The 22,150-nt window shown below is 64.5% G+C and carries 19 protein-coding genes; 13 read left to right on the top strand and 6 right to left on the bottom strand.

The genetic code is table 11. From position 1 onward, the window contains the following. The first annotated feature begins 19 nt into the window (after positions 1-19). The 9 genes from BOO69_RS20780 (at position 20) to BOO69_RS20740 (ending at position 10,717) form a co-directional block, all read left to right on the top strand. Positions 20-1,051 (top strand): zinc ABC transporter substrate-binding protein, encoded by a 1,032-nt coding sequence (locus BOO69_RS20780; RefSeq protein WP_071974346.1) that lies wholly within the window; start codon positions 20-22, stop codon positions 1,049-1,051. 285 nt (positions 1,052-1,336) lie between these two features. Next, on the top strand, positions 1,337-2,344 hold the full coding sequence (locus tag BOO69_RS20775; RefSeq protein WP_071974273.1) for a LacI family DNA-binding transcriptional regulator: 1,008 nt from the start codon (positions 1,337-1,339) through the stop codon (positions 2,342-2,344). Further along, positions 2,341-3,651, top strand: a complete 1,311-nt coding sequence (xylA, locus tag BOO69_RS20770; protein ID WP_071974272.1) for a xylose isomerase — start codon at positions 2,341-2,343, stop codon at positions 3,649-3,651. The genes BOO69_RS20775 and xylA overlap by 4 nt, the downstream gene beginning before the upstream one ends. Before the next feature lie 16 nt (positions 3,652-3,667). Further along, complete coding sequence (locus BOO69_RS20765; protein WP_071974271.1) at positions 3,668-4,723, top strand: sugar phosphate isomerase/epimerase family protein; 1,056 nt, start codon at positions 3,668-3,670, stop codon at positions 4,721-4,723. Further along, positions 4,723-5,856: a Gfo/Idh/MocA family protein gene (locus BOO69_RS20760; RefSeq protein ID WP_071974270.1), complete on the top strand. Its 1,134-nt coding sequence runs from the start codon at positions 4,723-4,725 to the stop codon at positions 5,854-5,856. Before BOO69_RS20765 ends, BOO69_RS20760 begins: the two co-directional genes overlap by 1 nt. Then, on the top strand, positions 5,853-7,361 hold the full coding sequence (locus BOO69_RS20755; RefSeq protein ID WP_071974269.1) for a sugar ABC transporter ATP-binding protein: 1,509 nt from the start codon (positions 5,853-5,855) through the stop codon (positions 7,359-7,361). Before BOO69_RS20760 ends, BOO69_RS20755 begins: the two co-directional genes overlap by 4 nt. Then, positions 7,361-8,359, top strand: coding sequence for an ABC transporter permease (locus tag BOO69_RS20750; protein ID WP_071974268.1), 999 nt, complete (start codon positions 7,361-7,363; stop codon positions 8,357-8,359). Before BOO69_RS20755 ends, BOO69_RS20750 begins: the two co-directional genes overlap by 1 nt. Before the next feature lie 44 nt (positions 8,360-8,403). Further along, a complete protein-coding gene (locus BOO69_RS20745) occupies positions 8,404-9,348 on the top strand; it encodes an ABC transporter substrate-binding protein (protein WP_071974267.1) in 945 nt (314 codons plus the stop codon). Positions 9,349-9,622: 274 nt separating this feature from the next. Next, entirely contained in the window at positions 9,623-10,717 is a 1,095-nt protein-coding gene (locus BOO69_RS20740) for a TRAP transporter substrate-binding protein (protein WP_071974266.1), read from the top strand. A 151-nt stretch (positions 10,718-10,868) separates the two neighbouring features. Here BOO69_RS20740 and BOO69_RS20735 read toward each other — a convergent pair whose 3' ends face one another. Further along, the gene (locus BOO69_RS20735) at positions 10,869-12,260 is read right to left on the bottom strand and encodes a TRAP transporter large permease (protein WP_071974265.1); all 1,392 of its coding nucleotides are present in this window, start codon (positions 12,258-12,260) and stop codon (positions 10,869-10,871) included. Then, positions 12,260-12,835, bottom strand: a complete 576-nt coding sequence (locus tag BOO69_RS20730; protein ID WP_071974264.1) for a TRAP transporter small permease subunit — start codon at positions 12,833-12,835, stop codon at positions 12,260-12,262. The genes BOO69_RS20735 and BOO69_RS20730 overlap by 1 nt, the downstream gene beginning before the upstream one ends. A 204-nt stretch (positions 12,836-13,039) precedes the next feature. On the opposite strand from BOO69_RS20730, the gene BOO69_RS20725 reads away from it, so the two are divergent. The 3 genes from BOO69_RS20725 to BOO69_RS20715 all read left to right on the top strand — a co-directional run bounded on the left by BOO69_RS20725 (position 13,040) and on the right by BOO69_RS20715 (position 16,211). Further along, a complete protein-coding gene (locus tag BOO69_RS20725; RefSeq protein ID WP_071974263.1) occupies positions 13,040-14,029 on the top strand; it encodes a YihY/virulence factor BrkB family protein in 990 nt (329 codons plus the stop codon). A gap of 329 nt (positions 14,030-14,358) precedes the next feature. Then, complete coding sequence (locus BOO69_RS20720; protein WP_156875017.1) at positions 14,359-15,366, top strand: ATP-binding cassette domain-containing protein; 1,008 nt, start codon at positions 14,359-14,361, stop codon at positions 15,364-15,366. Next, complete coding sequence (locus BOO69_RS20715) at positions 15,363-16,211, top strand: ABC transporter permease (RefSeq protein ID WP_071974262.1); 849 nt, start codon at positions 15,363-15,365, stop codon at positions 16,209-16,211. The genes BOO69_RS20720 and BOO69_RS20715 overlap by 4 nt, the downstream gene beginning before the upstream one ends. Before the next feature lie 46 nt (positions 16,212-16,257). On the opposite strand, the gene BOO69_RS20710 is transcribed toward BOO69_RS20715, so the two are convergent. Both BOO69_RS20710 and BOO69_RS20705 read right to left on the bottom strand, forming a co-directional pair. Next, positions 16,258-19,386: an efflux RND transporter permease subunit gene (locus BOO69_RS20710; RefSeq protein ID WP_071974261.1), complete on the bottom strand. Its 3,129-nt coding sequence runs from the start codon at positions 19,384-19,386 to the stop codon at positions 16,258-16,260. Next, positions 19,383-20,564, bottom strand: coding sequence for an efflux RND transporter periplasmic adaptor subunit (locus BOO69_RS20705; RefSeq protein WP_071974260.1), 1,182 nt, complete (start codon positions 20,562-20,564; stop codon positions 19,383-19,385). Before BOO69_RS20705 ends, BOO69_RS20710 begins: the two co-directional genes overlap by 4 nt. A gap of 135 nt (positions 20,565-20,699) precedes the next feature. Here BOO69_RS20705 and BOO69_RS20700 point away from each other — a divergent pair, with 135 nt between their 5' ends. Continuing rightward, entirely contained in the window at positions 20,700-21,389 is a 690-nt protein-coding gene (locus tag BOO69_RS20700; protein WP_071974259.1) for a TetR/AcrR family transcriptional regulator, read from the top strand. 117 nt (positions 21,390-21,506) lie between these two features. Here BOO69_RS20700 and BOO69_RS20695 read toward each other — a convergent pair whose 3' ends face one another. After that, positions 21,507-21,902, bottom strand: a complete 396-nt coding sequence (locus BOO69_RS20695) for a PIN domain-containing protein (protein ID WP_071974258.1) — start codon at positions 21,900-21,902, stop codon at positions 21,507-21,509. Further along, positions 21,892-22,119, bottom strand: a complete 228-nt coding sequence (locus BOO69_RS20690) for an AbrB/MazE/SpoVT family DNA-binding domain-containing protein (RefSeq protein ID WP_071974344.1) — start codon at positions 22,117-22,119, stop codon at positions 21,892-21,894. The genes BOO69_RS20695 and BOO69_RS20690 overlap by 11 nt, the downstream gene beginning before the upstream one ends. Positions 22,120-22,150 lie beyond the last annotated feature (31 nt).

Raw genomic sequence — 22,150 nt, 5'->3', positions numbered from 1 at the left:
AAATCACATGGAGCGCCAGATGTCCAGAAACCTCCTTTCCCCTTTCGCCGCCACCGTCATGGCCACGCTGCTTTCCGGCACCGCCGTGACCGCCGAGGTGCCGCGCGTCGCCGCCGATATCGCGCCGGTGCATTCGTTGGTGGCGCGGGTGATGGCGGGGGTCGGTACGCCCGACCTGATCGTGCCGCCGGGGGCCAGCCCGCATGCCTACAGCCTCAGGCCGTCGCAGGCCGCGGCGCTTCAGGAGGCGGGAGTGGTGTTCTGGGTCACTCCGGACCTGACGCCGTGGCTGGACGGCGCGCTGGAAACCCTCGCAGGCGGGGCGACGGTGGTCGAACTGTTGGGCGTCCCGGGCACGCAGGAGTTGCCGCTGCGTCAGAACGCGCTGTTTGAAGCGCATCACCACGACGACGGGCACGAAGGGGAGGCGCACGACGACCACGATCATGCGGAGAACGGTCACAAGGGTCACGACCACGAAGATCATGCCGACCACGCCGAAGACGACCACGCCGCAGGTCATGACCATGACCACGCGGGCGAGCATGATCCCCATGCCTGGCTTTCACCGCAGAACGGGGCGGCTTGGCTCGACGCAATTGCCATGACCCTGTCAGAGGCGGACCCGGACAATGCAGCGGCCTATCGCGCCAATGCCGCAGCCGGGCAGCAAGAGCTCGCGGCCCTGACCGGAGAGATCGAGACGATCCTCGATCCCGTCCGCGACGGCAACTTCATCGTCTTCCACGACGCCTACCAGTATTTCGAGGCCGCTTTCGACTTGCCCGCCTCGGGCGCGATTTCGCTGTCTGACGCATCGGATCCAAGCCCTGCGAGGATCGCGGAGGTTCAGGCGCGGGTGACCGAACAGAACATCACCTGCGTCCTGTCCGAACCGCAGTTCAACCCCGGCATCGTCGCTTCCGTCATGGAGGGAACGGCGGCCGAGACCGGCGTGCTCGATCCGTTGGGATCGGACCTCGAGCCGGGGCCGATGCTCTATCCCGACATGCTGCGCAACCTTGCCCGCGCACTGGCCGACTGTCTCTGAGCGGGCGGCGGCCATCGCAACGCGGTAAATGCCGCGTTCAGGCGCCGGTTTTCAATGTGTTGAAATTTCTGCCCACCCGGTCTGAACCCTCAGACTGGGTGGGTTCGCCTTTCTGCGTGTGCAGCGGGAAGCCACGCCCCGAAAGCTGCCCGCCTGTGCCTTTTTATCCATTATTATCATATGATTGATCCATTCTTGCAGCTAGCTTGAGGAGTTGCCCGCAGAAACCTGATTGACGTACCTCAGAATTTGCTGAATTCTTGTGCGACAGGGAGGATTCGGCGGATGAGCGGACCAACGGTACGCGATGTAGCGCAAGTCGCGCAGGTCAGCCTTGCGACCGTCGACCGGGTTCTCAACAACCGTGGCGGCGTATCGGCCAAGGTCGTGGACCGTGTGAAAGCCGCCGTCGCTCAGACCGGATACGTGCGCAACCTTGCCGCCGCGAACCTGTCGCGCCGCCGGATCTACCGTTTCTGCTTCGTGGTGCCGTCGGGGGACACCGGTTTCGTCGCGCTGCTGCACGCCGCGCTTGCACAGGAACAGCAACGCCTGATGGAAGAGCAGGTGCTTGTGCAGATCGTTCCGACCAAGGCCTTCGACGTGGAGGATCAGGTGGCGGCGCTGCGCGACCTCGACTGCGATGCGGTCGCGGTGATGGCCAACGAGGCTCCCGAGATCAACGAACAGATCGCGGCGCTCAAGACCTCGGGGATCAGGGTTCTCAGCCTTGTCGCGGATCTGCCCAGTTCGGGGCGCGATGCCTACGTGGGCCCCGACAACGTGATGGCGGGCCGCACGGCGGCGGAGTTCATGGGCCGGTTCACCGCCAACCGCGGCACGATCCTGATGATCGCCGGTTCGCTGGCTGCGCGGGATCACAGCGAGCGCCTGCTGGGGTTCCGGATGGTCATGCAGGAACGCTACGGCGGCTGCACCCTTCTGCCCGCGGGCCAGGGCGCGGACGACGCCGAGAGGGTGGAACGGATCGTGCTGGATGCCGCGAAGGCGCAGCCGCTGGCGGGCATCTATGCCATCGGGGCGGGCAACCGCGGCCTGGTACGGGCCATCGGCACGCTGGATCCCAAGCCGGTGACCATTGTCCACGAGCTGACCCCGACCTCGCGCGAGGCGCTGCGCACCGGTACCTTCGACCTCGTGATCGACCAGGACATTCGGGCCGGAGTTATCGCCGCGGTCAGGATCATGCGCGACCTGACCGAAGCCACCACGCCCCCTGCCGATGCCGGCAGGATCAAATTGAACATCTACAGCCGTGAGAACATACAGTGAGCCAATATTTCGCAGACATCGCCCCGGTGACGTATCAAGGTGCCGACAGCGCCAATCCGCTGGCCTTTCGTCACTATGACCCCAAGGAGAAGCTGGGGGACCGGACGATGGAAGAGCATCTGCGGTTTGCGGTGTGCTACTGGCACAACTTCGTGTGGGAGGGTAACGACCCCTTTGGCGGCCAGACCTTCGAGCGGCCGTGGTTTCCGGCGGACACGATGGATCTGGCCCGGGCCAAGGCGGATGCGGCGTTCGACATGTTCCGCATCCTCGGCGTGCCCTATTTCTGCTTTCACGATCATGACGTGCGCCCCGAGGGTGACAGCCTGACGGAAAGCCACAAGCGCCTGAACGAAATGGCCGACTATTTCGAGACCAAGATGGCCGATGGCGGCCCCAAGCTGCTGTGGGGCACCGCGAACATGTTCTCCAACCGGCGCTACATGGCCGGGGCGAGCACCAATCCCGATCCGGAGGTGTTTGCCTATTGCGCGTCCACCGTGAAGGCCTGCATGGATGTGACGCACCGGCTGAACGGCGAGAATTACGTTCTGTGGGGCGGGCGCGAGGGGTACGAGACACTGCTCAACACCGACCTGGGCCGGGAGTTGGACCAGATGGGCAGGTTCCTTTCGATGGTGGTCGAATACAAGCACAAGATCGGCTTCAAGGGTGCGATCCTGATCGAGCCGAAACCGCAGGAACCGACCAAGCACCAGTACGATTACGACGTCGCCACCGTCTATGGATTTCTCAAGCGCTTCGGGCTGGAGAACGAGGTGAAGGTGAACGTCGAACAGGGGCACGCGATTCTCGCTGGCCACTCCTTCGAGCATGAGCTGGCGATGGCGCGGACATTGGGGATTTTCGGGTCCATCGACATGAACCGCAACGACTACCAGTCGGGATGGGACACGGACCAGTTTCCCAACTCGCCTTCAGAGGCCGCGCTTGCCTACTACGAGGTTCTGATGGCGGGCGGGTTCACCACCGGCGGCACCAACTTCGACGCCAAGCTGCGGCGGCAGTCGCTGGACCCCGAAGACCTGATCGCGTCTCACGTGGGCGCGATGGACATCTGCGCGCGGGGATTGAAATCTGCCTGGCGGATGATCCAGGACGACGCGCTGGAAGGCCCGCGGCGGGACCGCTACGCCGGCTGGGAAAGCGATGCGGCGAGGGCCATGCTGGCCGATGGCGCAACCTTGGACGGCATCGCGGCGGATGCCGAGGCGCGCGGCGCGAACCCGCAGCCGCGGTCCGGCGCGCAGGAAAAACTCGAGAACATCGTCAATCGATACGTGTGACGAAAGGGAGGAAGTGATGAAGACGATCAAGGGCCCGGCGCTGTTTCTGGCGCAATTTGCCGGCGATGAGGCGCCATTCAATTCCTGGGACGCGATCACCAAGTGGGCCGCCGACTGCGGCTACAAGGGTGTGCAGGTGCCCAGCTGGGATGCGCGGATGATCGATCTGGATCAAGCGGCGGAATCGAAGGACTACTGCCAGGAATGGGCAGGACAAGCGCGCGAGAACGGCGTGGAAGTGACCGAGCTTTCGACGCACCTGCAGGGCCAGCTCGTGGCGGTGAATCCCGCCTACGACGACGTGTTCGACGGGTTTGCCGCGGAAAGCGTGCGCGGGAACCCCAAGGCGCGGCAGGCCTGGGCGGTTGACCAGGTCAAGAAGGCGCTGTCCGCCTCGGCCAATCTGGGCATCACGGCACATGCGACATTTTCCGGCGCGCTGGCCTGGCCCTATGTCTATCCCTGGCCGCAGCGGCCTGTCGGGTTGGTCGAGACCGCGTTCGACGAACTGGCGAAACGCTGGACACCGATCCTCGATCATGCGGAGGACTGCGGTGTCGACGTCTGTTATGAGATCCATCCGGGCGAGGATTTGCACGACGGGATCACCTACGAGATGTTCCTCGAGCGCACCGGCAACCACCCGCGGGCGAACATGCTGTACGATCCGTCGCACTACGTGCTGCAATGTCTCGACTACCTCGACAACATCGACATCTATCGCGACCGGATCCGCATGTTCCACGTCAAGGATGCGGAGTTCAATCCGACCGGGCGCCAGGGTGTTTATGGCGGGTATCAAAGCTGGGTCGACCGTGCGGGACGTTTCCGCAGCCCGGGCGACGGGCAGGTCGATTTCGGGGCCGTCTTCTCGAAGATGGCGGCGAACGACTTCGACGGCTGGGCCGTCGTGGAATGGGAATGCGCGCTCAAGCATCCGGAGGACGGCGCGCGCGAAGGGGCGCAGTTCGTCAAGAACCACATCATCCGCGTGACGGAACGCGCCTTTGACGACTTCGCGGACGGCGGTGCGGATGATGCGCTGAACGCCAAGATGATGGGGATTTCGTGATGGCACCAATCCGACTGGGCATGATCGGCGGCGGTAACGACGCTTTTATCGGCGGGGTGCATCGCATCGCGTCGCGGATCGACGGGCGGTTCCAGCTTGTCGCCGGGGCGCTGTCCTCGACCGCCGAGAAATCCAAGGCCTCCGGCGCGGCGCTCGGTCTGGCGGAGGACCGTTGCTACGGCGATTTCACGGAGATGGCCAAGCGCGAGGCGCGGCTGAAGGACGGGGTGGAGGCGGTGGCGATCGTCACGCCGAACCACGTGCACTACCCGGCGGCGCGCGAATTCCTCAAGCGCGGCATTCACGTCATCTGCGACAAGCCGCTGACCTCGTCCCTGGCGGATGCCAAGAAGCTGGTGGCGGCGGCGGAAAAATCCGACGCCCTGTTCGTTCTGACGCACAATTACACGGGCTATCCCATGATCCGTCAGGCCCGCGAGATGGTGCGGCAAGGCGACATCGGAAAGATCCGGGTGGTGCAGGTGGAATACCCGCAGGACTGGCTGACCGACGCTGTAGAAGCCGACGGCAGCAAGCAGGCGGAATGGAGAACCGACCCCGAGCGGTCGGGCGCGGGTGGTTGCGTGGGCGATATCGGCACCCACGCCTATAACCTCGCCCGCTTCGTCACCGGGTTGCAGCTTGAGAGCCTCGCCGCCGATCTCAGCACGTTTGTCGAGGGGCGGCGGCTGGATGACAACGTGCACGTGATGCTGCGGTTCGATGGCGGCGCGCGGGGCATGCTGTGGTCCTCGCAGGTGGCGCCGGGCAACGAGAACGCGCTGAAGTTGCGGGTCTACGGTGAAAAGGGCGGGCTGGAATGGGCCCAAGAGGATCCGAATTACCTGTGGTTCACGCCGTTTGGCGAGCCCAAGCGCCTGCTGACACGCAACGGGGCCGGGGCGACTGCGGGCAATCAAAGCGCCTCGCGCATTCCGGGGGGGCATCCCGAGGGCTATCTCGAAGGCTTCGCCAATATCTACAACGAAGCTGCCGACCTGATCGTGGCGGCGCGTGATGGCAACAAGCCCGACCACCTGTTGCCGACCGTGCAGGACGGCCTCGAAGGCGTTGCCTTTATCGACGCCTGCGTGCGGTCGTCCAAGCGTGATGCGGCCTGGGTCAAGCTATGAGCGACAACCGCGCCCTCACGCTGGCTGACGTCTGCCGAAGCTTTGGGCCCGTGCAGGTGCTGCACGACATCAATCTGACCCTGCACCCCGGAGAGGTGCACGCCCTGATCGGCGAGAACGGGGCGGGCAAGTCGACCGCCATGAAGATTATGTCGGGGTACCTCGAACCCACGAAGGGGCAGGTGATGCTGGACGATACGCCGGCCCGGTTCGCCGGTTCGCAGGAGGCGGAAGCCCAAGGCGTGGTGCTGATCCATCAGGAGTTCAATCTCGCCGACCAGCTGAGCGTGGAGCAGAACATCTTTCTGGGCCACGAGAAACGGCGGGGACTTTTCCTCGACAAGGCGGCGATGCAGGCAGAGACGCGCCGGTTGCTGGAGCGGCTGAACTGCAACGTGTCGCCCGATGCGCGGGTCCGCGACATTTCCAACGCCGACAAGCAGATGGTCGAGATCGCCAAGGCGCTGTCGCGCAGGGCGCAGGTGCTCATCATGGACGAGCCGACCGCCGTGCTGACGGAACGCGAGGCCGAAGTGCTGTTCGAACAGGTGGACCGGCTGAAGGCGGAGGGGGTCGCGATCCTGTTCACCTCGCACAAGCTGGACGAAGTGAAGCGCATCTCGGACCGGATCACCGTGCTGCGGGACGGCCACGTGGTGGCGCAGGGCATGACGACGGAGTTCGACGAGGACCAGATGGCCGAGGCGATGGTGGGGCGCGACGTCTCGTCCCTCTATCCGGACCGGACCACCGAGATCGGCGGCGAGGCCGCGCTGGAGGTCAGGGGGCTGACGGTGCCGGGCTATGCCCGCGACGTGAGCTTCACCCTGCGGCGGGGCGAGATCCTGGGCATCTCCGGCCTGATCGGGTCGGGCCGGACCGAAACGATGGAGGGTCTGGTGGGCTTGCGCACCGCCAGCGGCGAGGTGCGGATCAACGGACAGCCGGTCACCCTGCGGTCGCCCGGGCAGGCACAGGCCGCCGGCCTTTGCTACCTGACCGAGGACCGAAAGGGACGTGGCCTGCTGTTGCAGAAGGGGATGCGCGAGAACCTGACGCTGCAATCCCTGCCGGAGTTTTCCAACTGGCTGATCGACCAGAATGCCGAAGAGGACGCGCTGACCCGCGCGATCGCGGAGTTCGATATCCGCGCGCCCACGCGGGACGTGCTGGTGGGCAATCTCTCGGGCGGAAACCAGCAGAAACTGCTGATTGCCAAGATCATGCTGACCGACCCCGAGATCGTGATCATCGACGAGCCGACACGCGGCATCGACATCGGGACGAAGCAGCAGATCTACGAATTCATCCACGCGCTGTCCGCGGCGGGAAAATCCATCATCGTGGTCAGTTCGGAAATGCAGGAAGTCATCGGCCTTGCGGACCGCGTTCTCGTGATGCGGCTGGGGGCCATCGCGGGCGAGGTCAGCGGCGATGACATGACGGAAGACAAGATCGTGCGCCTGGCCATGGGCCTCGGCGCGAAAAGGCAAGAGGCAAGCTGATGACGGCAACCGAGACACAGACCCGCAACGTGGGACGGGGCGTGAACCTGAAGGTACTGGGGCCGATCCTGGCGCTGGTCGTTCTGGTGATCGTGGGGGCCGCGCTGAACGGCAATTTCCTGAGCGCCGCGAACATAACCAACGTGCTGTCGCGGTCGGCCTTCATCGGGATCATCGCGGTGGGCATGACGTTCGTCATTACCGGCGGCGGGCTCGACCTGTCGGTCGGGTCCATGGCCGCCTTCATCGCCGGGCTGATGATCCTTGTGATGAACGCGATGCTGCCGATGATGGGGCCGGGCTGGCCCCTGGTTTTCGTCGGCATGCTGACGGCGATGGTGGCAGGCACGCTGGCGGGCTTCGTCAACGGGTTTCTCATCACCACGATGCGGATCGAAGCCTTCATCGTGACGCTGGGGACCATGGGCATCTACCGCAGCCTCGTGACCTGGCTTGCGGACGGAGGCACGCTGTCGCTTGACTTCGGCATGCGGTCGGTGATCCGGCCCATCTACTTCGACGGCATACTGGGGATCAGCTGGCCCATCATCGTTTTCGCGCTGGTGGCGATCACGGGCGAGCTGGTGATGCGGCGGGCGGCGTTCGGACGGCACGCGGCGGCGGTCGGCTCGAACGACCAGGTGGCGCGTTATTCGTCGGTCAACGTGAACCGGGTGCGGATGCTGACATATGTCTTCCTCGGCATTCTGGTGGGCGTCGCGACGATCATGTACGTGCCGCGGCTTGGCTCTGCGTCGCCCAGTACCGGGGTGTTGTGGGAACTGGAGGCGATCGCGGCGGTGATCATCGGCGGCACCATGCTCAAGGGCGGCTTCGGCCGGGTCTGGGGCACGGTGATCGGCGTGCTGATCCTGTCGCTGATCGACAACATCCTGAACCTGACGGATGGCGTGTCGCCCTATCTCAACGGGGCGATCCAGGGGGTGATCATCATCCTCGCCGTCATCCTGCAGCGCGAGAAGAAGGCGGAGAGCTGATAGCGGCTCTTCGGAAAAGACATGGTAAACAGAGGAGAAAAGCCATGAAATTCACGAAAATCACGGCGGCCGCCCTGGCCGCGACACTGGCAATGCCCGCGATGGCCCAGGACACCAAGGTGATCGGCGTGTCGATCCCGGCGGCGACCCACGGCTGGGCGGGCGGCATGAACTTCCATGCACAGCAGGCGGTGGACCGCCTCGAGGAAGTCTATCCCGAGCTGGACTTCGTTCTTGCCACGGCGTCCGACCCTGCCAAGCAGGTCAACGATATCGAGGACATGCTGGCCACCCGCAACATCAGCGCGCTGGTCGTGCTGCCGTTCGAGTCCGAGCCGCTGACCAGCCCGGTCAAGGCCGTCGCGGACAGCGGCGCATGGGTGACGGTGGTGGATCGCGGCCTTGCACAACCGGGCATCGAGGATCTCTACGTCGCGGGCGACAACCCCGGCTTCGGCAAGGTCTCAGGCGAGTACATGGTTTCGGCCATGCCGGACGGTGGCGACATCGTCGTGTTCCGCGGGATCCCCACGACGATCGACAACGAGCGCGTGGAAGGTTTCCAGGAAGCGATCGAGGGATCGGGCATCAACATCCTCGCGATGGAGCACGGCAACTGGAATCGCGACGACAGCTTCACGGTGATGCAGGACTTCCTGTCGAAATACGACAAGATCGACGCGGTCTGGGCATCGGACGACGACATGGCTATCGGCGTTCTGGCGGCGATCGAACAGTCCGGCCGTGACGACATCCAGTTCGTGCTGGGCGGCGCGGGCATGAAGGAGATGGTCGCCAAGGTGCGGGACGGCGACCCGATGATCCCGGCGGACGTGACCTATCCGCCGTCCATGATCGCCACCGCCATCGAGATGACCGCGGTCGGCCTCACCTCCACCGCGCCGGTGTCCGGTACCTTCACGATCGGATCGGTGCTGATCACGCCTGAGAACGCTGCTGACTTCTACTACGAAGATAGCCCGTTCTGATCCGCTCATGACGTCGAGGGGCCCGAGGGCCCTTCGACACCCCGGGCAGGGCGCCACCGTTTCGAGCCGTCGGGAACCGGGTTCCGGGCCTGTTGCCATGCCCGCATCGGTGACGCTGCCAGCCAGGAACGGCCTGGATAAATACCGATTTCCGGTTGATTTTTTCTACCTGCGCTGGACATTCCGGGTCTCGCCCCGTTAGCTGCGCGCAGAGGCCGGGTGGGAGCAAAAGCCCGGGTCTTTGTGCAAGTTCAGTTACAAATCGGGAGGTCCCATGGATCGTCGTTCCTTTATGAAAAGTGCCAGTGTCGTCGGCGTTGGCGCAGCTGCGGGCGGGTTGGCCGCTCCGGCTGTGGCGCAGGGCAACATGACCTGGCGCATGGTCACAACGTGGCCCAAGAATTTCCCCGGACTGGGTGTCGGCGCCCAGCGTCTGGGTGACCGGATCACCGCGGCGTCCGGTGGCCGGCTGACGGTTCAGGTCTACTCGGCCGGCGAACTCGTGCCGCCGCTCCAGTCGCTGGACGCCGTGATCGACGGCACCGCCGAGATGAGCCACGGCGCCGCCTACTACTGGCAGAACAAGACGCCTGCGCTGTCGTTCTTCACCGGCGTGCCGTACGGCATGACCACGCCCGAACTGACCGCATGGATCCGCTACATGGGCGGTCAGGAAATCTGGGACGAAATCTACGACCAGTTCGGCGTTCAGGGCTTCCTGTCGGGCAACACCGGCACCCAGGCCGGCGGCTGGTTCAAGAACGAGCTGACCAGCGTGGACGACCTGCAAGGCGTGCGTTTCCGGACCCCGGGTCTGGGTGGCCGCGTCTGGGAGAAACTCGGCGCCACCGTAACCAACATGGCAGCGGGCGAGATCTTCCAGGCCCTGCAATCCGGCACGCTGGACGCGGCGGAATTCGTCGGCCCCTACAACGATCTGGCGCTCGGCTTCCACCAGGTGGCCAAGAACTACTACATGCCGTCCTTCGTGGAATCCGGCCTGGCAACGGAGCTTGTCGTCGACAAGGCAAAGTACCAGGAACTGCCGGACGATCTGCAGGCCATCGTCAAGGACATCTGCCAGGCCGAATACGACCAGGTTGCAGCGGACTTCTATGCGAACGACCCGCGCGCCCTGCGCACGCTGGTCAACGACCACGGTGTGAACGTGCGCCAGTTCCCCGACGACATCATGGAAGCCGGTGCCAAGGCATCGCAGGAAGTGGTGGAAGAACTGCGCAGCAGCGACGATCCGCTGGTGAAGAAGACCACCGAAAGCTTCATCGAGGCGCTCAACCTCGTGCGCGAGCGGACGGAAATGGTCGATCTGCCCTACCAGGTCGCGCGCCAGAAGTACCTCAAGTACTGATCCCTTCAGGGATAGAAACGAAGCGGCTGCCGGAAAATTCCGGCAGCCGTTTTTTTTGCGGGACTGCGCCGCGCTGGCTACCGGATTTCCAGAGACTTGGTTTTGTGCCCCGGTCGCAAGCGCCGCCCGAACGGCGGCGCTGCAAGCCGCCTTAATTCGCGATCAGGCGCGGCAACCAGGTGACGATGTCGGGAAAGGCGAAGAGAACCGCGATCGCGATGACCTGAAGGCCCACGAAGGGAATGATCCCCTTGTAGATCGCGGAGGTGGGCAGGTTCTCCGGCGCGACACCCCGGAGATAGAAGAGCGCGAAGCCGAATGGCGGTGTGAGGAAGGAGGTCTGCAGGTTGACGCCGACGATCACACCCAGCCACACCGGATCGACGTCGAGGGCAAGCAGGACAGGCGCGGTGATCGGGATCACGATGAAGATGATCTCGAACGTGTCGAGGATGAAGCCCAGAACGAACATGATCGCCATGACGACCGCGACGGCCATCAGCGCCCCGCCGGGCAGGTTCGACAGGAACTCGTGCACCAGGTTGTCGCCGCCCATCAGGCGGAACACGACCGAAAAGACCGACGCGCCCAGAAGGATCACGAAGACCATCGAGGTGATCGTGGCCGTTGCCACCGCGGTCTCGCGCAGGACCGTGAAGGACAGCCGCCACCGCAGCGCGGCGAGGATCATCGCGCCGACAGCGCCGACGGAGGCCGCTTCGGTCGGGGTGGCGATGCCTCCGAGGATGGAACCGAGCACGGACATGATCAGAACCAGTGGCGGCACGAGGGAAACGACGACTTCGCGCAGAAGATCGCCTTTCTCTTCCGCGGGTACGGGCGTCGCGGGACAGCTTTCGGGATCGGTGATCGCCTTGAACACGGTGTACGACAGGTAGAGGCCGACAAGCAGGACACCGGGCAGGAGCGCACCGGCGAAGAGATCGCCGACGGAAACCGTCGTGGGCGCGAAGTTCCCTTTCGCCATCTGCACCTGGGAGTTGATGCCGGACAGCATGTCGCCCATGAAGATCAGCACGGTGGAGGGCGGAATGATCTGGCCGAGGGTGCCCGATGCGCAGATCACGCCGGTCGCCAGCTTGGGGTCATAGCCGGCCCGCAGCATCGCGGGCAAGGAGATGAGCCCCATCGTGACGACCGTGGCACCCACGACCCCCGTCGAGGCCGCCAGCAGCGTGCCGACCACGATCACCGACATGCCGAGACCGCCGCGCAGGTTGCCGAAGAGTTTGCCCATCGTCAGCAGGAGCTGCTCGGCGATGTTCGACCGTTCCAGCATCACCCCCATGAAAATGAACAGGGGCACGGCGACGAGCACCTCGTTCGTCATGAAACCGATGTATCGGTTGGGCAGCGCGCCGAAGTTGGAGGGGTCGAACACGCCAAAGGCCATGCCGACGGCGCCGAACATCAGCGATACGCCCGCGAGCGTGAACGCCACCGGGAAACCCAGAAGCAGGAATCCGATGATGCCGAAGAACATGAGCCCCGCGAGGAGCTCGCCAATCACGATGGGATCCATCAGGCAATGCCTTCGTTATCTGGGAGGTTGGTCGTGTCACCGTAGCGCTGCGACGGAGGAAGCATCGCTTCGTGACCGGAAAGGACGAGAATGGACCGCAGGATCATCGCAACGCCTTGCAGGGCCAGCAGCAGGGCGAACGCGATGATGAAGGTCTTGAGGATGTAGAGCCCGGGCATGCCGCCCACGTTCGCGGACCCTTCGTAATAGCCCCACGCGCGCTGCACGAAGGGCATCGAATAGAGATACACCACCGCGCAGAAAGGCAGCAGGAAGAAGATCGAGCCGAAAAGATCGACGAACGCCTTGGTCCGGATCCCGGCCGGACGATAGAAGATGTCGACGCGCACGTGATCGCCGCGCATCAGGGCAAAGCCCGCGACGGCGGTGAACATGGCGCCGTTCATCCAGATGTAGAGATCCTGCATCCAGACGAAACTGGTGGCAAACACGTATCGCTGAACGACCACGGTGAAACAGATGACGACGATTCCGAGCGACAGCCAGGAAAAGACGTGACCGATGATCGAGTTCAATCCGCTGATCGCCCGGATCACCAGCGCCAATGCGCGCATCTCATTACTCCCGTTGTGTCGTGGAGTGCTGGATGCCAAATATCTTGGGTTTCTACAATAGGTGAGGGCACAGTTTGGCGCGGTTCCGCGGAACGCGGCGACGGGTGCAATGATCCGCAGGGTGCGGTCTCGCTGTTCATTCCGCTGGGAATGGTGGCGCAGGCATCTACATTTCACCCGGTCATCCATGAGCGTACGTGAGGAATGAGCGCAGATCGTGAGCCCCAGACCGTCCGCGATGCCGTGCTGACCCACGGCGTCGTCAGTAGCCGGCCCGAAGTCCTGCTGACGGGCTCCGGCTGGCGCGTCGCCATGGCGGTGACCCAGGAAGCCCTGCTGCGGCTCTGGAGCGACGATGCCTTCGGGCTTTCCGGCAATATCGCCTTCCGCATGTTGCTCGCGATATTTCCGTTCCTGATTTTCACCAGTTCGCTCACCGCCTTTGTCGGGGACCGCACGATGGCCGATGACCTGATCGCGTTCCTGATCGAGATCGTGCCGACCGTGATCGTCGATCCGATCGTGTCGGAGGTCGAGAAGGTCATGACCGCGCAGCGCGGCGGGGTGCTCAGCGCCGGTATCCTGCTGACCATCTGGTTCGCGGTGGGCGGGGTGGACGGCGTGCGTGTCGGCCTGAACCGGGCCTACGGCATCCGCGAGACCCGGTCCGCGGTGGCGATCTATGCCCTGCAGGCAACCATGGTGCTGGTCTCGGGGTTCGCGATGGTGATCGTCGGATACCTTCTGGTGCTGGCGCCGAGAGCGGGATCATGGCTGCACCAGCTTCTGCCCGGATTCGACCCGGCCTCGGTCAAGATCAGCCTGATCCGGTATCCGGCGGCGGCGATCATCTTTCTGTCCCTCCTGTTCGCCGCGCATGTCATCCTGCCGGCACGACGTACCCGGTTCTCCAGCATCTGGCCCGGCGTTCTGTTCACCGTCGGCGGTTGGGTGGTCCTGACGGCGGCATTCTCGGCCTATCTTGCGAGGTTCGCGACCTATGGAAGCTACTATGCGGGCCTCGCCGGTATCATCGCGGTGCTCTATTTCATGTATCTCGCGGCGCTGATCCTGATTTTCGGGGGGGAACTGAACCGGGCCATCCGAATTCGGCGGCTGGCGCTTTCGCTGCGGGTCGCCAACCGGAACAGAGACGAGAGCCAGACACCGTCGCGCGAAGGACTCGGGAGGTGATCTAAACGCTCGTCACCAGTGGCGGGCAAGTCCACCGGCGTCTTGATTGACCTTTCTGGGCATTTCGGCGTCGGTGATCTGAACCCACGCCGATGCAAGGCTCGGAAAACTGCCCGACCGATCTCGATGATACGCATAATCAGTCTTATGCCAAATTTGCCATTCTGTCGTGATGCCACGTGCAACGGCGGTTCTTGCCGGACGATCCTTTGACGACTTTCACAAGACCGACTTACCACCTCGAACTTTGCCATGTCCTATCGACTAATCCGGCGGCTGCTGTACCTTGCGAACTGCCAGACACCCCGCATCAGACTTGGACACCAAAAGTGGACACCGAACATACCAACCTTGCGATTCATGCCCGCGGACTGGTACGCCGCTTCGGAAATTCGACTGCCGTCGCCGGGGTCGACCTCGAGGTGCCGCGCGGCATGATCTTCGCCGTGCTGGGCCCGAACGGCGCGGGCAAGACCACGTTGTTGCGGATGCTGGCCACCTTGACTGCGCCCGATGCCGGAAGTGCCGAGGTGATGGGCCATGACATCGCCACAGCACCGGAAAAGGTGCGTTCCTCCATTGCCATGACGGGCCAGTTTGCCTCGCTCGACGAGGATCTGACGGGCCGCGAAAACCTTGTGATGCTGGCCCGCCTCTGGGGTTTCCGGTCAGGTCCGGCGCGGGCGCGGGCTGACGAATTGCTCGACGCTTTCGAGCTGTCGGCGGCTGCGCACAAGCAGGTAAAGGATTACTCCGGCGGGATGCGGCGCAGGCTCGACATCGCGGCGTCCCTGATCGTGACGCCGGGCGTCCTGTTTCTGGATGAGCCGACGACGGGGCTGGACCCTTCGGCGCGTCAGGGCGTCTGGCGGCTGATCCGGCAGCTTGCCGGGTCGGGCGTGACGATCCTGCTGACAACCCAGTACCTTGAAGAGGCCGATCAACTGGCGGACCGGATCGCGGTCATCGACAATGGGCGCAAGATCGCAGAAGGCACCAGCCGCGAGCTGAAGGCGGCCACCGACTCGGGCGTCCTGCATGTCTCGCTCGCCGACCATGGGCAGATCGAGGCTGCGGCCCACCTGTTGTCCGAGCATCTGGGAAACGCGGTGCAGCGCAGCCCGGAGGGTGCCGAACTTTCAGTGCTGTCCGGCGACGCGGCTGCGGCCAACGCGGCGGTGGCGGCGCTGATCTCCGGCGGCTTCGCATTGGCCGACTTCCGCATGGGTGCGCCAAGCCTCGACGAGGTCTTCTTTGCGTTGACCGGAAAACCGGAAGCATCGGCGCCCGATGCAGACGGGGATAAGGACACCGAAACAGCAAAGGCTCAGCCATGACCGACGTGACCGCGCGCTCCCCGGCGACAAGCGCCCCCAAGCCCGGAACACCCGACATCCGGGCCCTGCGCCGGGTTCCTGCGCCGCCGCCGCCCGGACCACTGTCGAACGCGCTGGTATTCGGCTGGCGCGCGATCCTGAAATTCCGCCACGTGCCGGAACAGCTGTTCGACCTGATCATGACGCCGATCATGTTCACGCTTCTGTTCACCTTCGTTTTCGGCGGGGCGCTGGCCGGATCGACGGGCGACTACCTGCAGTACTTCCTGCCGGGCATTCTGGTGCAGACCGTCGTGTTCAACTCGGTCTACTCCGGCATGGGGCTTTCCACGGATTTTCAGAAAGGCCTGTTCGACCGCTTCCGCACACTGCCGATCTGGTCGCTTGCACCCTTTGCGGGTTTGATGGTCGGGGATCTCCTGCGGCACCTGATTGCGGGCGGGATCATTCTGGGCATCGGGCTGATCCTTGGCTACCGCCCCGAGGCGGGTGTGGTCGGCACGCTTGCCGCCTTTGCCATGCTGCTGACGATCGGTTTCGGCATGGGCTGGGTGTTCATCGTGCTGGGCCTTCTGGTGCGGACGCCGATGACCGTCATGACCCTCGGTTTCACCATCCTGTTCCCGGTCACCTTCGCCTCGAACATCATGGTCGATCCGGCGACGATGCCCGACTGGCTCCGCAGCTTTGTCGAGGTCAACCCGGTGTCCCTGATGACCACTGCCCTGCGGGGCCTGATGTCGGGCACGGCCGGCCTGTCGCAGGTCGCGCTCGCCTTGATCGCGCCGGTCGTCCTGACCGTGATGCTGGCACCCGTGGTGTTGTGGCTTTACCGGCGCAGGTGAGGCCGCCGGATGTAGCAGGACCGAAGCGGCGTGCGCTGCAGTCCGACTATGTCGTTTGGAAATCGCGTGATCGGGTGTCGGATTGGTCTTCGCGCTTTTCCCGAAGCATCAGCATTGCGGGCGTGACCACCAGCGTCAGGACCGTGGCGACGATGAGCCCGCCGGCGATCGCGCTGGAAAGCTCCGTCCAGTATTGCGTCGATGGCGCACCGTAGACGATCTCGCGCGTGAAGAAATCGATGTTGAGGCCAATGACCATGGGCAGGAGCCCGAGTGCGGTCGTCACCGAGGTCAGGACGACGGGGCGCAAGCGTTGCGCGCCGGTCCGCAGCGCCGCTTCGAGCGGTGCCATGCCGGACTTGCGCAGATCGTTGAAGGTGTCGATCAGGACGATGTTGTTGTTCACCACGATCCCTGCAAGGGCAATGACGCCGACACCCCCCATGACCACGCCGAAGGGGCGGCCGGTAATCACGAGCCCGAGAAGCACCCCGCCGACCGAGAAGACGATCGCGCTCATCACCACTGCCGCCTGGAAGAAGCTGTTGAACTGCAAAAGCAGGATCACGAACATCAGCACGATCGCCGCGACGAAGGCGCTCGCAAGGAAGATCATCGATTCCAGCTGGTCCTCGGCCTCCCCTGCAAATGTGTATGAAGCGCTCTCCGGCAGATCGGCGGCGGCAAGGGCCGCCTCCAGCTGGGCGATCTGATCGTTGACCAGAAGACCGGGGGCGACGTTCGCCTCGATGGTGGTTACCCGTTCCTCGTCGATGCGACGCACGACACCGATGCGCTCGACCGGCGCGAAGGACACGAAGTTGGAGATCGGCACCAGCCCCGCCGAGGTCGGTACGCGCAGGCTTCCAAGCTCCGACAGGGACCGCTCCTCGCTCGGGAAGCGGACCCGCACGTCGAGCTCGCCATCCGCGTCGGAGGGGCGGTAGTCGGTCACCGTGATCCCCTGTGTCAGAAGCTGGATCGCCTGCCCGAGCAGACTGACATCGGCACCGTAACGCGCGGCTTCGGCCCGATCGACGCTGATCGCCACCTCGACGCCGGGCAGCGGCCGCGTGTCGGTCACGTCGGTGAAACCGCCGACACGCTCCATGACGGCGAGCACCTGTTCGACGGCCGCGCCCTGCGCCTCGGGTGATCCGGCCGTAACCTGCAGGTTCACGGGCTTGCCGCTGGTCGGGCCGCCGCTCTCGGTCTGCACCTGCACGTCGATACCGGCGATGTCGGCCATCTCGTCGCGGATGTCGGCGCCGATCTCGGCCGCGCTGCGGCGCTGGTCCCAGTCGACAAGATCGAGCTGGATGGTGCCGATGACCTCCTCGTCACCCTGACCCGCTCCGATGGAGGAACGTGCATAGACGCTGGCCACGCCGTCCTGCCCGATGAGCCTGTCCTCGACCTGCCGCACGAGCGCGTCCCGTTCGAAGATCGAAAGGTTGTCGCGGGCGCGCACTTCGACCTGCATGAACTCGGGCTCGATCGACGGGAAGAAGGCGATCCCCCGGCCGAACTCACCGTAGATCGCGAAGCCGCCGAAAAGCAGTGCCACGGCGAGGATGAGCGTCGTGGCAGGGCGCAGAATGGCCTTCTCCAAAAGGCGGACATAGGCACCTGTGAACCCGCCGATCTCGCGCGGGTCGCCCGCCTCGGCGGCATGAAGCGCGGCCTTGGCCTTGGCGGTCTGCGGCTGGCGCTTGCCGATCAGCCCGCCCACCACGGGGATGAAAATCAGCGCCATGAAGAGCGACGCGAAGAGCGTCAGGATCACGGTGATCGGCAGGAACTTCATGAATTCGCCAACGAGCCCGGTCCAGAACAGCAGCGGGAAGAACACGCTGAGCGTGGTGGCGGTCGAGGCGATGATCGGCCATGCCATCCGCTTGGCGGCATGGGAATAGGCCGTCTTCGGATCGTCGCCTTCCTGCAGGCGACGGTCGGCCAGTTCAACCGTGACGATCGCACCGTCGACAAGCATCCCGACCACGAGGATCAGCGAGAACAGCACCACGATGTTCATCGTGTATCCCATGGTCCAGAGCGCGGTGACGCCAGCGAGGAAAGCGCCGGGGATCGACAGGCCCACCAGAACCGCCGATCGCAGGCCGAGCGCGAAGACGATCACGATCATGACGAGGATCACCGCCGCGATGACGTTCGATTCAAGGTCCGACAGCAGGGTCTTCACCTGCTCGCTCTGGTCCTGCAGGTAGGTGACATCGACCGAATCCGGCCAGTCGGCCCGCATCGTCTCGATCGTTTCCTGCACCGCCGCCACGGTGTCGATGATGTTCGCGCCGGACCGCTTCTTGACCTCGAGCGCCAGCGCGGGCTGGCCGTCGATCCGGGCAAAGCCGGTCGGGTCCTCGAACGCCCGCCGGACCGTCGCCACGTCGCCGAATGTGACGACCGTGTTGCCGTCGACCTTGACGGGCATCGCCATCACGTCCTCGAGGTTCTCGATCAGTCCCGGCACCTTCAGCACGATGCGCCCACCGCCCGTCTCGATGGCCCCGGCGGCGATCAGGCGGTTGTTGCGCTGCAACTGGCTTGTCAGCGCGTCGAAGCTGAGGTTGTAGGTCTGAAAGACGGTCGGGTCGATCAGCACCTCGAGGAACTCATCGCGCGCGCCGCCGATATCGACCTCCAGAACGCCCGGAAGACCCTCGACCGCGTCCTGTACATCTTCGCTGAGGTCGTTCAGCGTCCGCTCGGGGACCGGTCCAGACAGGATCGCGGTGATGATCGGAAAGAGCGCCGTGTTGATCTCGGTCACGGTCAGGTCATAGGCGTCCTCGGGCAGTTCGCCCTCGGCGCGGTCTGCCGCCTCGCGCACCTTGTCGAGCGCCTCGTCGATGTCGCCGCCGGCGGTGAACTCGAGCTGCACGCTGGCAAAGCCTTCGGCGGCTTCGCTCGACATCTTCTCCAGCCCCTCGATGGCACCGAACTCGGCCTCCATCGGTTCCAGAAGCAGCCGCTCTGCATCCGTGGGGCTGATCCCGTCGATGCCGGTGGACACGTAGACCAGTGGCAGGGGGACTTCCGGGTTCGCTTCCTTGGGGATCGAGACGTAGGCGATGGCACCCACGCCCAGGATCATCGCCAGCGCGAGGATCATGACCCGGCTGCGCGAAAAGGCAGCGTCGATGATCGCGTTCATTCCCGATCCTCCGAAGCGCCGTCCTGCGGTGCGCGCGCGGCGCTGGTCACATCGCCGTTCTCCGTGTCGGACGTCTGGGCACGGACTTGTTCGCCGGCCTGAACGAAGCCCTGGCCGATGGTGATGATCTGGGCCGTGTCGGGCAGTCCGGTGGCCCATACCCCCTGCAGTTCGGCCTTGACGATCTGGATCGGATAGAAGCGCACGGTACCGTCTTCGACCGTCTTGACGCCGATCTCGCCGTCCGCATTCAGAGACACGATCGAGGGCGATACGAAATGCGCCATCGTCTGGCCGGTGGGGATCAGGATCTCGGCGGAGACCCCGGCGGGGATCGCGCCGTCCTCGTTGGCGACCTCGATCTCGGCAAGAAATGTCCGCGTCTCGGCCGCGGCGGAGGTGCCGACGAACGTCACCTCGCCTTGCCGCGTCTCGCCCGTGATGAAAGTGACCTCGGCCGGTTGTCCGTTCTGTATCTGCCTCAGTGACTGCTGCGGCACCTGGATCGCCACGGTCAGGGGCTGGTTGTCGACGATGCGCCCGACTTCTTCGCCCGCCGAGACGAACTCGCCCACATCGAGGGTCAAGGTCTCGATCCGTCCCGGGAAGGGCGCGAGGATATTCAGATCCTCCAGCGCCTGTTCGGCGGCGATCACCTGCGCCTCGGCCGATGCCAGGGCCGCGCGCGCCTCTGCGACCCGGTCCGCGGTGCCGACGCCGCGCTCGAGAAGCTGCTCGGCATTGTCGATCTCGCGCTGTGCGCGGGCGCGCTCTTCGGCGGCGCGGGAGAGATCGGCCTCGGCCCGCGTGGACGAGAGCCGCGCGATCAACTGCCCGGCCTCGACGTTCTCGCCCTTGTCAGCCAGAACCTCGACGATGTCGCCGGTCGCTTCGGCGCGCAGCGCCGTGTCCCGGTCGGGCTGCGCCTGGCCCTCGGCCTGGAACGTCAGCGTCACCTGCTCGGCCTGCGACGTTCGGACCAGAACGGAAGCGAGCTCCTTGTCTGCAACCTGCTGCTGCGGGGCCTCGGTCTCGGACGGCAGGATGAACCCGCTCCCCATCCAGAGAACCAGCGCCGCGAGGATCGCTGCGGCGATCCAGACAGAGCGGGACGCCCCGCGATCCGTCTTGAAATCGAGCGGGCGGGGACGCTCGGCGGTCTCGGGTGTCTTGTCCATCTCGGGCGTCTCCTTGCGTCAGTCGGGTCCGCACGGCTTGACGGGCGGACCTCCACCTTACATACCGACTGTCGGTAGGTTGGCAAGAATTCATCGAAAATGACCGAACGGCAGACATCACATCGTCGTCACCGGATGGCCGCATCCGACCGGCGCGAGGCGATCCTCGACGCCGCGCAGGCGCTGTTCATGGAACGCGGATGGGAGATCGTGACGATCGCCGACGTGCTGGAAGCCGCCGGCATCTCGCGGGGTGGATTCTACCATCATTTCACCGCCAAGGAGGATCTGCTCACCCAGATCGTCGCCCGACTGACGCAGCAGGCCATGGTGGCTGCCGAGGCCGCGCGTGATCAGACTGCCGGTGACGCGCTTGCCCGCCTGAACGCCTTCATCGCCGGTTCCCTGCGCTCGCATGCCGAAAACCCGGAGTCGCTGCAGGTCTTCGCCGAGGTGCTGGCCCGCCCCGGCAACGATATCCTCTTCCAGCGGATTTTCGAAGCGAACTCGGCGATGATACAGCCCATCCTGACCGGGATGATCGTCGAAGGGGTCGAGGACGGTACTTTCGATGTGGCTGACCCGGCCCTTACCGCCGAGGTGATCGTCGGCCTGGCGCAGGGGCGGCGGCAAGCGTTGTCCCGTATCCTCACGGCCGCTCTGGCCGGTAATACCGATGCCGCAACCGCGGAACTCGACACAAGGATGCTGGCCGAAGGTCTGATCTGTGACCGGCTGCTCGGTCTGCCGCAGGGCAGCGTCGTGCTGTCGGACAAGGTCGCGTACCACCGGATGCTGGCGGGACTGGCCAATCGCGCTTCATAGCGCGCATGACAGTCGCGCCCTTTGGTCCGGTCACGCGGGGCCCCTCCAGCCCGCCGCAAAAGAACGCGGGAGACATTCGGTCGTATCTTGGCAACGCACGGCCCCCAATCCTTGCGATCAGGAGAAAGGATTGACGATGCGCAACTGCTCTTCCACCAGCAAACCGTCGTGCATGTCCTCGCTCCACAATGTCGTGCATCCGGCGATCAGGGCGGCAGACACGATCATCGCGTCATAGACGGAAAGCCGATATCTCTCCGCCAGGGCGCGGCCCACCACGTGGGTCCGGACCGTCAGATCTTCTACAGGGCACAGGGACTGGATTCCTGCGAGGAATGCCTGCGTGTCCTCCCAGCTGAGCCCCGCTTTCCTCCGGCAATTGACCATCGCTTCGTTCAGAACCTGAACGCTGATCCGGGGCCCCTGCCCCAGGATGGCTTCGGCCCGTTCGGCCTTGGGACCGTCGTCCAGCAGATAGAGAACAACGTTCGTGTCCGCGAACTCAGCGCTCATGCGCGGCGTCGCGGCTCAGGCGCGCGTCCTTGGGCAGCTTGCCCCGGAACCGCCGCAGACCTTGCAGGATTTCATCGGCGCGCGGCTGACGGCGGACAAACACGGTGCCTTCGTCCTTCACCAGGTCGATCTGGTCGCCCTCCTTCAGCCCCAGTTCCCGGACAAGGTCGGCAGGCAGCCGGACCGCGAGGGAATTTCCCCATTTCGCAACTTGCATGTTGGCCCCTCGGATCATGGATATACACCCA

The sequence above is a fragment of the Sulfitobacter alexandrii genome, from assembly GCF_001886735.1.
Lineage (GTDB): Bacteria > Pseudomonadota > Alphaproteobacteria > Rhodobacterales > Rhodobacteraceae > Sulfitobacter > Sulfitobacter alexandrii.
The sequence above is the reverse complement of the archived record's forward strand: the minus strand, read 5'-3'. Positions and strand labels throughout refer to the sequence as shown.